This is a genomic window from Methanobrevibacter thaueri (genome assembly GCF_015062915.1).
Lineage (GTDB): Archaea > Methanobacteriota > Methanobacteria > Methanobacteriales > Methanobacteriaceae > Methanocatella > Methanocatella thaueri_B.
This window is the reverse complement of the sequence record NZ_SUTJ01000018.1, coordinates 1-12,004: the sequence shown is the minus strand read 5'-3', so window position 1 is coordinate 12,004 and position 12,004 is coordinate 1. Positions and strand designations below refer to the sequence as shown.

Sequence of the window (12,004 nt, the reverse complement as noted above, 5' to 3'; positions counted from 1 at the left end):
TGTCGAAAACATCTTTTATTTGTGTTCAACCACCTCACTCAGGTACTTGGAGTTGTTTCCAAGGATTAAAAATTTTTTATTCCAAAAACTATTTAAACAACCTCATCAGTAATGTTATTACCAACCAGACCATTCCAATAGATTTGGACTTCTTAAAAACCATGGGAGTTGATAACATTTACATATTTACATTTGAACAGTTTAGATTAGTTTTTGCCCTATTGGCAATCATTGTCCTGACTCATGCGGTCTTTTTCATGATTGCAAGCTATTTATTGACGGGCGATCCGTTTCTGGCTTTAAAAAATTTCTACATGCTGAGATATAATGTTGGGGTGTGAAAGTGAGGCAATTCATTACGGCAACAGTAATACTCACAATAATAGCATGTTTTCTTTTCATGTTCCTGAATCCGGTGCTTTTCACTGAAATCGAAAAGGACTTCAGCCAGAATGAGGTTTTCTATCCTAAAGACAATGAGTATGATTTCAAGCTATTCAACATCAGCACTACCAACAGCAGCAATTTCACGGTTGAAATCTTAAAACCAGGTCATGCCAAGTTGCTTTCAGGCAAGGGCTATGCGATAAATGTCCTGAATTATGATAAGATGCTTGACTTTGAGGTTCGGGGAAACCGCAAAAACATTGAAGCGGAGATGAAGCGCCCCTATCAAATCATTGATGGAGTAAAAGTCTATGAAGCTGATTTCATACTCTACAAGAGATACGGTAGCTTCACCGAAAAGGACAATATTGAACTGTTTATAACATCAGACAACCCAAATGAGACGGCTTTCATGGTAAATTCACTTAAATGGAGGTGATAATGTGAGAGATGATTGCATATGGAGGGATGAGTGCGTGTTTTGTGAAACATATGGGCATTGCGCAACCGAAAGAAAGGACATCCACTATAGGAACGCTCAGATTGAGGCCTTTCAGATTTTCTCCCCACACTCCAAGGACATCAACATCAAAGGAGTCTTTGACAACAGGTACTTTGAGGAGCTTGACAGTCCGCTCCAGTACTTGGTGGATGGGAAACTGCAGTGGGATTTTCCCGAAAACCCCTATAAGAAAGGAACTGCCCAGTATGCAAACTATCAGGAGATGGTTGAAAGCCTTCCTGAAATGGGTGAGCTTATTGAAAAGATTATTGAAACAGGTGCTTCAGGTTTTATTGAGGCTGAAATCGGATACATGTTTAAGGTTGAAAACATTGGGGACTACAATGACTCAACAGGTATTGCAGCCATGCTTGATGACGGTGAGGTTGTTGATGGCGAACATTTGAACTCATACTATGATTTCAATCTGATTCGGGGTTTTGATTAAATCATAAAAAAAATTAATGGGTAACCGTATCACGGTTACTTATTATTTAAAAAAATAAGAAAAGCTTATTGAAAATAAGCTATATTACTGATGGAAAAGCACCTGTCATTACAAGGATGATGCTGATTATCCACATGATTACTGCAAAGACCATAATGTACTTTCCATGCTTGTTAAGGAACGGATTTTCCTTTTGTGTGTAGAAAATCACGGCCCCTGCGATTAGGCCAAGTATAGGGGATACGAATGCAATGACATATCCTACAATTGCAATGATCAGCTCTTTTGTTTCAGCCATGTTGTCACCTCCACGATTTAATGTTTTTCATTACATTTTGAGTAAATGTTGAAATTATTTATGTATTTGATAATTTTTATATTTTTTGACTAAATTTAGATTAAGTTGAATGAATATTTGGATTTTCATGCTCATGCATATTGGACATTGAACATTAAAGCAATGTTATATATGAAAGTTTTCTAACGTTCAATAATTTTCTTTAAACATTGATTATTAAAATACCAAAAACTTTATAAAGGATAACAACCAAAGTATATACTGTAAGAACAAACACCACAATTCTTACATTTTTTAAAAACACAATTAAGGAGGCCATTGCCATGAATGAATTAATACTTAAGAAGCAAATAAACAATGTACCTAAGTTTGACGAACTTTTCCAGATGATTGCTGGGCTGAAGGATTTCCTCGATGAGGAAGCCGACTTCAAGGATGCAAACTGGAAGAATAATCTTGACATCATCATCGATTTCCAGGATGGTGACGGGTCATTCAAGTTCTTTGAATCCCGCAAGATTCCAGTCGAGGCGGTAGTGGACTTCATCTACACTCCAACCTACCTCTGCACCGCAATCCTCATGAAGGCATACATGACTGATTCTGATTCCTTCACATTGAAGGCCGAGTCCGCCCTTAAGAAGGGTCTTAAGATGTCCACATCCAAGAACCTGCGCGGACATGGATTTGAGGCATTCAAGGGTCAAATCGAGGCCTTGAACATATTCATGAAGGCTGGAGTCAAGGAATTCATAGACTTGCACTCAGACCTTTGTCCTGAGTTTGCTGAAATGATTGATAAGATCGTTTCAAGCTACAAGGACAAGATTCTTGCCTCTGATTTCATCGGAATGTGGGGCGAAAGCTATGAGGATGACATCAAATCCGTTGCCGAGTACTTCTCTCAAAGGCAAGTGCTGGTTTACGGAACCCTGATGGAGGGTGAGTCCAATCATGGATATTTAGAAAACAGCACTTATCTGGGCACAACCCTTCTTGCAGGCTATGACATGTATGATGTGGGATGGTATCCTGCAATCGTTGACGGTGACGGCCTTGCAATTGTCGAGGCCTACCAGGTGCCGGTTGAGGACATGCCTTCAATCGACAGGCTTGAAGGCGAAGGTTCCCTTTATGCCAAAAGATGTGTAAGAATCACTTTAAATGGTGAGAGCACTTTCGCATATGTATATGTCTTCCTTCGTGAGGTTTCAGACCTTAAGAAGATTCCGTCATGGAAGGAGTACGTCTGGTACGTTTCCTACGGAAGCAACATGCTCTATGAGAGATTCATGTGCTACATCGAAGGAGGGTCATTTGAAGGCAGCAGATCTTTTCCTCCATGTGGGGACACTGCCCAACCGGTTGAGGTTAGGGCAATTGACATTCCTTATGAAATGTACTTTGGACATGAGTCAGGATCCTGGCAGTGGCAGGGAGTGTCATTCCTTGATGTCACTAAAGGAGGCCATGCATTAGGAGTTGCCTACCTAATCACCAAGGAACAGTTCGACCATGTAGTTCGCTGGGAAAATGCAGGACGCAGTCAGGATAAGATCCATGGCTGGTATGAGGACACCATCACTCTTGGAGAGATGGATGGCTTTGAGGTAAAAACAATCACCAACACTGACATTCGAGACTATAACATGCCTTGTGAAGATTACCTCAACACCCTTCGCAGGGGAATCAGGGAAAACTGGCCGGAAATGTCAGAAGACGAAATTGAGGATTATCTCAACTCCTGCATGAGATAATCACCTCCAATTCCTTTTGTAACTAACAAAATGGAATCGTATGATATTTAAACTCATCGCAATAGTGAACTGTTTAAATAATTATTCAATAAATGAGTTTGAAGGGCAATCCGATAATTTGAACCCTATGGAAATTGTTATTAGTTTATTTGTATAAAATTATTATAAAGAATGAGGTTAACTCAACTTAAAGGTGGAAACGTGAACGGCAGGCAGAAATGTGAAATCATCAATCAAATCAGGCTGAAAGTAGCAAAAAACAATGACATTGATTTTGTCATCTATGACTGCACATTTGACGGTGAGTGCAATGGGAGATGCCAGAAGTCAGATTCAGAGCTCAATTATCTTGAAAGCGAACTTGAAAAAAGACTGGATGAGGGTGTTAAGCTTAACCTTAAGGGAGTTTTTACTTTGGACGGGGATATTAAAACACAACATTCTGTGGAAGATAGCCTTAAAAGACAGGAAAAGATGGAGGAGCTCATGAAAAACCCTGAGCTTGAGGACTTGCCTCCAAGGTATCTGGACATGCTGCTTTAGTGAGAGCAGATTCTCATTTTAAAAGGCATTTTCCAAACCTTTATATATAACCTGATGACATTATAATATTGCAGCATTGCTGTGCCAAACACCAGAAAAACCACGCCAAGCAATATTTTTATTTTTTTATAACCATTTCAGCGTCAATTTTTTGGAGTTTAACTATACAAGGAGGAATTGATTATGAACAGTTTGATAGATCAGTTATATGTTGGAACTTTGGATGTTGACCGTGTAAACATTAAATTTGACCATATTAGGGACCGTTCAATCCTGAACAGGTTTTCAATGGATTTCATTAGGCATCTCATTTTCAATGAGGAGATGGTGGATTATGACGTGTCTTCAGAAGAGTACAAGGACGGCTATGAGCTATTGTATGAGGCGCCGGACAACAAGGAATATGGGTTGATTAAGATTTGTGTAAAAATATTCAACAATTGCATCAATGTGATGACAGTGTATCCGCCGAACTATTCCTGCTCCAAAAGAAGGCAGAAATCAACAAAGTCATCTAAACTGTTAAGGGAAGAAAAATTGGGAAAGAATGCAAGAAGAAACATGCATTACTAGTTAAAAAAATAATGGTTTGGAGGAAATCCTCCAACTCATTTAATCAAAATCACTTGAATCAGAGGTGCCCTTATCATCAGCTTCCCCTTCATCAATATCGCTGCTTGAATCATCCTGTGCATCTGAATAGCCCTGATCGTATGCCTGTTGGCTGGAGCCTTTTGCCTCACCAATGTATTCCCATTCACCATTGGATTTCAATTGGTATAATCCATCATAATGCTCTACGACATCTCCAACATGATAATATCCGACTATTGTCCCGTCATCAGCATAGAACGGATATGTCTTGTCTTCATTTGAGGAGGGTGCCTGTGAATCAGTGGTGGTTGCATTCACTGTCTCACTTGAATGAGTGCTCTCCTTCCATTGGGTGCTGTTTAAAATATCATTTATCTCTTTTTCATCACTTCCAATGATTATCACACTTTGATTGACTGTATTGTTGTGTTTTATGCCAACAAATGCTTCCTTAATATTTTTTTCATCATAACCTTGACCTAACTGGTCGCCAAGTTCCATGATGCTAGTCTTGTCCAGTTTATATAATCCATTGTCCTGCTTTTCACCTTTATCAACAATAATTGTGGATAATATTTTTGAAGCAAGTGCGCCAACAAGATTATTATTGTCCACACCAATAATTGTGGTGTTTTTAGAAGTAACGTAAGTGGTGCTGAACGCACTGTGGTTTGTGAGATTTGTGCTTGCAGGCACATCAATGGTTGTACCATTTTCAAATAGTTCAACGGTCTTTGTAGGTTCCTTCATTAAGCTTCCTACAATTGCTCCTCCCAATACGATTATTATGCCTATCAGACAGGCTATTATTATCTTATGAGTATTATTCATTATTACACCTTTTTCAAAAATAATTTACATTCAAATATTTGTTGCATGATATTTATACAATTTGCTAATATATTAATAACAACTATTGGAAAATGAGAGTTATAATTGTCTTTATATATTTTTCATAACATAAAAAATAGAATTTAAAATCAATGAGTTTCTAAATTAAGTTTTTCTCTGTAAAATGCTTTTTAGTGAATTTTATAATCAATATTTATTTCTTTTATCTCTATTCCATTTTTTCATACTAGGAACCCAATTGCCAAATGATCCACTTTTTTCATAGTCATAAGTTTCATCTGTGTATTGTTCATTACTTTTTTTATAAGGAATATGTACCGCTTTGTCTGAATCATAAGTTGATTCATTAATATTATTTTCAGGATAATTTTCATCATCCCATGGTAAATTTCTAGATATCACTTTTCTTTTTAATTCGCGTACCGAAACAGCATGAATATCTCGTTTTTTATTATTAATTTTATAAACATAACTCCAAGAAAAATTATTATGTTTTATTATTTCGAATGATGAAACATTTTTATTATTCATTGTATCACTATACTCAATTAATTTCTTGATTATCATTATCTATCAAGATTATTATAAATACTTTTATTTATTATTATATCTATATTATTTTATAGTAATGTCTTTCTTGTGATAATATGAATGATACTAGTTTTTTCACTAATGAAGAAAATAATACATTAATAGATAGATTTAATGTTCTTTTAAAAGATACTGAGTTTTTTGATTGTCTTGTTGGTTATTTTTATGTAAGTGGTTTTTATAAACTTCAAAAAAGTTTGGAAAAAACTGATAAAGTAAGAATTTTAGTTGGAATGGGAATTGATTCACAAACTTTTGAATTAATTGAAGATTCAAAAAAAACTAATATTTCCACTGTCAAATTCAAAGAACAAATTAATAATGATTTAATTAAAGAAATGGATAATTCTGAAAATTCATTAAATGTTGAAAAAGGAGCTTATCAATTTATTAATTGGTTAAAATCAGGAAAATTAGAAGTTAAAGCATACAAAGAAAGAAAGACACATTCAAAATTATATATCATGACTTTTCCTGAAGATGATAAGGATATAGGTCGTGTAGTAACTGGATCAAGTAATTTTACATACCCTGGGCTTGAAAAAAATTTAGAATTTAATGTTGAACTTAAAGATTCAAATGATTATTATTTTGCAAAAGAAAAATTTGATGAATTATGGGATAAATCTGAACCTATAACTAAAGAGTTTATAAATACTTTAACAACTAAAACATGGTTAAGAAATGATATTACTCCTTATGAATTATATTTAAAGTTTATCTATGAATTTTTATATGATAAAATTTGGAATGATCAAAAAGAAATGGATGTAGAGTATTTTCCTGAAAATTTTAAGTATTTAGATTATCAAAGAGATGCTGTGCTTGATGCTAAAGAAAAAATAAAAGCATATGGTGGGGTATTTTTATCTGATGTAGTTGGGCTTGGAAAAACATATATGGGAGCATTACTTGCACAACAATTAAAAGGAACCACTTTAGTAATTGCACCTCCAGCATTAATAGATGAACACAACCCTGGAGGATGGAAACGGGTTTTAAGAGATTTTGAAGTAAAATCTATAGTTGAATCTAAAGGAAAGTTGGACCAAATTGTTAAAAAGTATGATTATACTGCCTATCAAAATGTAATAATTGATGAATCTCATGAATTTAGAAACGAAGAAACTCAAAGATATGATTATTTATCATCAATTTGTAAAGGGAAAAATGTAGTGTTAATATCTGCAACTCCATTTAATAATTCTCCTTCTGATTTGTTAAGTCAAATTAAATTATTCCAACCATCTCACAATTCTACTTTACCGAATCCTAAAGTACGTGATTTAGAATCTTATTTTAAACGTTTAGATAAAAGACAGAAAATGGTTAATAAGGATGAGGATCCTGAATTATATTTAAGAGTTAGTAAAGAGATTTCTGCGGATATTCGTGAAAATGTACTACAATACTTGATGGTAAGAAGAACTAGGAATAGTATAAATAAATATTATCAAAATGATTTAAAAACAAATAATTTAGAGTTTCCAACTGTAAAAACACCAATACCCGTTTATTATGAATTCACGGATTATATTAATGAAGTTTTTGATGAAACATTACGTTTGATTAATAAAAATTTAACATATGCAAAATATCGTCCATTGGCAATTGAATATCAGAAGAACCCTGAGATTAAATTTTCTAATTCTCAAAATATGATGGGTAATTTTATTAAAATTTTACTTGTTAAAAGATTAGAAAGTGGCAATGTTGCTTTTAAAAAATCAATTGATAATTCAATTAAAATTCATGAAAATGCTATTAAAATATTTAAGCAAAAAGGAGAATTTTTTACAAGTAGGGATTATAATTGGAAAATTTTTGATTTAATAGAAGATGATGATATTGATAAAGTTGATGAGTTAATTAATTCAGGTAAAATAAAAAGATATCTTAAAGATGAATTTACTGATAAGTTTATTGTTGATTTAGAAAATGATTTAAACATATTAACAAACATTAAAGAAAAATGGGCATCAATAACTGAATATCCTAAAAGAGAACGTTTAGTTGATTTATTAAATGGAAACTTGTTGAAAGATAAGAAAATTATTATTTTTACTGAATTTATAGACACTGCTAATGATATTTATAAATTAATTAAGGAGAGATGTACTGATAAAGTAATGTTATATACTGGTAAATCTTCTAAAAGAGATATGGATGATGTTTTATTTAATTTTGATGCTAATGTAAAGAAATCTAGTCAAAAAAATGATTATCGTATTTTAATAGCTACTGATACATTATCTCATGGTGTTAACTTACACAGATCTAATGTAATTATTAATTTTGATATTCCATGGAATCCGACCAAGATAATGCAAAGGGTAGGTAGGGTTCAAAGGTTAGGAACAGATTTTGATGAAGTATACATATATAACTTCTTCCCAACCGACCCTATTGAAGAAAATATTCAGATTGAGTCACTTGCTAAAAATAAAATCGCAATGTTTATTGAATTATTGGGTAATGATTCTCAATTATTAACTGATGAACCAATTCGTTCCTTTGATTTATTTGATAGAATTAACTCAAATGCTTTAGATGAAGAAGAGTTTGTAGATGATGAACTAAAATATTTGCATTTAATGAGGGACATTAGAGATAATGATAAAGAGTTATTTAAGAAAATTGAAGAGATACCTAAAAAAGCAAGAGTTGCTAGAAAATCAGATAAAAATTATCTAATTACTTTATTGAAAACAGGTAAATTTAAAAAAGTTTTCAAGTCATCAGCTGATAAAACTGAAGAGATAGACTTTTTTGATGCAATTAAGGAACTAAAAGCATCACCTGATGAAAAAGGTTTAATTGTTGATAGAAAATATTATGATTATTTAGATTTAAATTTAAATGCGTTTAAAGAATTATTATTTAACCCTGATAATAAACAAAAGCTAACACGAAAAGAAACTTCAATACTTTCATATATTAATGCAGCACTTTCACAAAAAGCCCTATTAGCAAGTTATGATATTAATTTTTTAACAAAAGTTAAAGATTTAGTGATTGAAGGACATATAACCAAAAATCAAGCAAAACGTATTCATAATTCTTTAAAAGATAATGCAATTGATGCTGAATCAACAATTGCAAGTTTAAGGAAAAATATTAAAGTTGAAGATTTAAAAACAACAACTAATGATAGTAATTCAGATGAGGACATAAAGGAAATTGTTTTATCTGAATACTTTAAATAGGGGAATAAGTCTATGGATGCAAAATTAGCTATTAATATTTTAGATGAAACATTTAAGAAAAGGTTTGATATAGAACGATTTGAATATTTTTTATTAGAGCTTTTTAATGATGTTGAAATCAGTACTGTTGAAGAAAAACAATATGTGAAAGATAATTTTAAAAAATATATTAATCATTTTTTCACTGTTGGTTCATATCGTAGTAAATTTGATGAGCGTATTGGGTTATATGCTATTGAATTATCAAATGAATCTTCACGAGACCGTGCTAGAACAATGCAAAGAAATTTAATAGCTGATGTAATGAGAAAAACTCATAAAGAGGCAGCATTAGTGGCATTCTATTCTAAAGATTCTGATGATTGGAGATTCTCTTATATTAAAAAATATTTTAAATTTGGAGAAAATGGGGTTAAGGAAGAATTAAGTGCCCCACGTAGACATTCATTTTTAGTAGGGCCAAACGAGCCTAATCATACCTGCCAAACACAATTTTTAAATTTACTTATATCTGAAGAACCAATTTCCCTTAAACAAATTGATGATGCATTCAATATTGAGAATGTCACTGATGAATTCTTTAAAGAGTATAGTGATCTTGTTAAATCCTTAGTCAAATCTTTAACTAAAATTAAAGAAGAGGATTCAGTTGTTTGTGAAGAATTTGATTCTAAATATATTAAATCATCTGATTTTGCTAAAAAATTGATGGGTCAGTTAGTATTCATGTATTTCCTTCAAAAGAAAGGTTGGTTAGGTGTTCAAAAAGGTAAAAATTGGGGGACTGGTCCAAAAGATTTCTTAAGAAGAATTTTTAATAAATGTCAAGATGAAGGAAAGAATTTCTTTAATGATGTTTTAGAACCATTATTTTATAAAGGATTTGCAGAGGAAGTTGCTGATTTTCACTACTCTGAATTTGGATATATGGTGCCATTTTTAAATGGTGCATTATTTGAACCAATAAATAACTATGATTGGGTAAAAACTGATATTAATCTCACTAACTCTATTTTTAATAATATTTTTAAAACTTTTGACATGTTCAATTTCACTGTTAAAGAAGATGAACCTTTAGAAAAAGAAGTGGCAGTTGATCCTGAAATGCTTGGTAAAGTATTTGAAAGTTTACTTGAAGGTGGAGATAGAAAGCAAAAAGGTGCATTTTATACTCCGAGACATATTGTTCATTATATGTGTCAAGAAAACTTAATATCTTATCTTGAAACAAATACGGATATTCCAGAAGAAGATTTAAGGAAGTTTATTACTAAAGGTTACTTGGCTATTGAACATATAATTAAAGTACATGATGCGGGTAAGAAACTTAAAAAGATTCCTCATATCAGAGAATCTATCAAAGTAAATTCAGATAAATTAGACAATTTGCTTAAAAATGTAAAGGTAATTGATCCGGCTGTGGGTTCAGGAGCATTTCCAGTAGGAATGATGAATGAAATTGTCACTGCAAGATATATTCTTCGTTTAATAAATAATATTCAAGATATTGATTTTTATAATCTTAAAAAGGAAACAATAGCTAATTCATTATATGGAGTTGATTTAGAATATTCTGCAGCTGATGTTACTAAATTAAGGTTTTGGTTGTCTTTAATTGTTGATGAAGATAATGTTAAAGAAATTGAACCCTTGCCAAATTTAGATAATCAGATAATGTGTGGAAACTCTGTAATTGATGGTTATGATAATGTTAGATTGTTTGATGATGAGTTAATTGTTAGATCTGCTCAAACAAAATTAGCTATGACTCCTAAAGAGCAATTATTTGAAAAAATTGAATCTAAAAAGAGAGAATTTTTCAATACTTGTGGGCCTCGTCAAAAAGATAAACTTCGACGTGAAATTAAGGAATTAAAATGGAGTTTCATTGAAGAACATCTTAAAAGTATCGGACGAAAAGATTTGATTGAAGAAATAAAAAAATATGAATATAGAGATGACCGTCCATTCTTTATATGGGAATTAGAATTTTCAGAAATATTTAAAGGAGAAAATCCGGGATTTGACATTGTAATTGGAAATCCTCCATATGTAAGACAAGAAAAAATTAAAGAAATCAAGCCATATCTTAAACAACATTATAAAACTTACACGGGTGTTGCAGATTTATATGTATATTTCTTTGAGAAAGGTTTAAAAATTTTAAAAGATGAAGGAATTTTTGCATTTATTTGTTCTAATAAGTTTGCGAAAGCTAAATATGGGGAAAAACTTAGAAAGCTAATTTTACAAAATCAATTAAAAATTTATAATGATTTTACTGGTGTTAAAGTATTCAAAGAAGCTTCTGTTGATACATGTGTAATACAAATTAAAAAAGATTATCTAAAAGAAAATGAAATTTATGTGAATAATAATTTTTATATGAATCAAAATAAATTAAGTTCAAATTCTTTTACATTTAATAGTCCTCAAATTTTAGATTTGAGAGAAAAAATAGTTAATGAAGGAATATTAATTAAAGATTTAGATATTCAAATTAATTATGGTATTAAAACAGGTTTTAATAAAGCTTTCATAATTGATGAAGAAACAAAAAATAGACTGATTAAAGAAGATTCTAATAATAAAGAGATAATAAAACCTATTTTAAGAGGTAGAGATATTAATAAATGGAAAATATTATACCAAAATTTATATCTAATACATAGTGTTGATGGATTGAATACAAAAGAAGAATATCCTTATATCTATGAATTTTTACAACAATATCAAGAAAAGTTAGAAAAACGGTACGATAAAGGTAAAAATTGGTTTAATCTTAGATCATGTAGTTATGATTATTTATTTGAAAAAGAGAAAATT

At 31.6% G+C, this 12,004-nt stretch carries 11 protein-coding genes; 8 read left to right on the top strand and 3 right to left on the bottom strand.

Features of this window, described 5'->3' with window-relative positions:
* Positions 1-143 precede the first annotated feature (143 nt).
* The 3 genes from E7Z78_RS08865 to E7Z78_RS08855 are packed head-to-tail and all read left to right on the top strand — an operon-like array spanning position 144 to position 1,337.
* Complete coding sequence (locus E7Z78_RS08865; RefSeq protein WP_303724807.1) at positions 144-341, top strand: hypothetical protein; 198 nt, start codon at positions 144-146, stop codon at positions 339-341.
* A 2-nt stretch (positions 342-343) separates the two neighbouring features.
* Positions 344-826, top strand: coding sequence for a hypothetical protein (locus tag E7Z78_RS08860; RefSeq protein WP_303724806.1), 483 nt, complete (start codon positions 344-346; stop codon positions 824-826).
* A 4-nt stretch (positions 827-830) separates the two neighbouring features.
* The gene (locus tag E7Z78_RS08855; protein ID WP_303724805.1) at positions 831-1,337 is read left to right on the top strand and encodes a hypothetical protein; all 507 of its coding nucleotides are present in this window, start codon (positions 831-833) and stop codon (positions 1,335-1,337) included.
* A 79-nt stretch (positions 1,338-1,416) separates the two neighbouring features.
* Here E7Z78_RS08855 and E7Z78_RS08850 read toward each other — a convergent pair whose 3' ends face one another.
* Positions 1,417-1,635 (bottom strand): DUF4870 domain-containing protein, encoded by a 219-nt coding sequence (locus tag E7Z78_RS08850; RefSeq protein WP_303724803.1) that lies wholly within the window; start codon positions 1,633-1,635, stop codon positions 1,417-1,419.
* Positions 1,636-1,958: 323 nt separating this feature from the next.
* Here E7Z78_RS08850 and E7Z78_RS08845 point away from each other — a divergent pair, with 323 nt between their 5' ends.
* The 3 genes from E7Z78_RS08845 (at position 1,959) to E7Z78_RS08835 (ending at position 4,508) form a co-directional block, all read left to right on the top strand.
* Positions 1,959-3,392: a gamma-glutamylcyclotransferase gene (locus tag E7Z78_RS08845; protein ID WP_303724802.1), complete on the top strand. Its 1,434-nt coding sequence runs from the start codon at positions 1,959-1,961 to the stop codon at positions 3,390-3,392.
* A gap of 171 nt (positions 3,393-3,563) precedes the next feature.
* A complete protein-coding gene (locus tag E7Z78_RS08840; RefSeq protein WP_303724801.1) occupies positions 3,564-3,935 on the top strand; it encodes a hypothetical protein in 372 nt (123 codons plus the stop codon).
* Between the two features lie 183 nt (positions 3,936-4,118).
* Entirely contained in the window at positions 4,119-4,508 is a 390-nt protein-coding gene (locus E7Z78_RS08835; protein ID WP_303724800.1) for a hypothetical protein, read from the top strand.
* A 39-nt stretch (positions 4,509-4,547) separates the two neighbouring features.
* On the opposite strand, the gene E7Z78_RS08830 is transcribed toward E7Z78_RS08835, so the two are convergent.
* Entirely contained in the window at positions 4,548-5,360 is an 813-nt protein-coding gene (locus E7Z78_RS08830; RefSeq protein ID WP_303724799.1) for a hypothetical protein, read from the bottom strand.
* A 207-nt stretch (positions 5,361-5,567) separates the two neighbouring features.
* Complete coding sequence (locus E7Z78_RS08825) at positions 5,568-5,912, bottom strand: hypothetical protein (protein WP_303724798.1); 345 nt, start codon at positions 5,910-5,912, stop codon at positions 5,568-5,570.
* A 116-nt stretch (positions 5,913-6,028) separates the two neighbouring features.
* Here E7Z78_RS08825 and E7Z78_RS08820 point away from each other — a divergent pair, with 116 nt between their 5' ends.
* Positions 6,029-9,178 (top strand): helicase-related protein, encoded by a 3,150-nt coding sequence (locus E7Z78_RS08820; RefSeq protein WP_303724797.1) that lies wholly within the window; start codon positions 6,029-6,031, stop codon positions 9,176-9,178.
* 12 nt (positions 9,179-9,190) lie between these two features.
* On the top strand, positions 9,191-12,004 hold a 2,814-nt coding region (locus E7Z78_RS08815; protein ID WP_303724796.1), incomplete at its 3' end, for an Eco57I restriction-modification methylase domain-containing protein.

Excerpts from the sequence above, each read along its gene's own strand:
- E7Z78_RS08830 (WP_303724799.1), bottom strand. The coding sequence starts at position 5,360 with ATGAATAATACTCATAAGATAATAATAGCCTGTCTGATAGGCATAATA.
- E7Z78_RS08850 (WP_303724803.1), bottom strand. The coding sequence starts at position 1,635 with ATGGCTGAAACAAAAGAGCTGATCATTGCAATTGTAGGATATGTCATT.
- E7Z78_RS08825 (WP_303724798.1), bottom strand. The coding sequence starts at position 5,912 with ATGAATAATAAAAATGTTTCATCATTCGAAATAATAAAACATAATAAT.
- E7Z78_RS08820 (WP_303724797.1), top strand. The coding sequence starts at position 6,029 with ATGAATGATACTAGTTTTTTCACTAATGAAGAAAATAATACATTAATA.
- E7Z78_RS08840 (WP_303724801.1), top strand. The coding sequence starts at position 3,564 with ATGAGGTTAACTCAACTTAAAGGTGGAAACGTGAACGGCAGGCAGAAA.
- E7Z78_RS08845 (WP_303724802.1), top strand. The coding sequence starts at position 1,959 with ATGAATGAATTAATACTTAAGAAGCAAATAAACAATGTACCTAAGTTT.
- E7Z78_RS08835 (WP_303724800.1), top strand. The coding sequence starts at position 4,119 with ATGAACAGTTTGATAGATCAGTTATATGTTGGAACTTTGGATGTTGAC.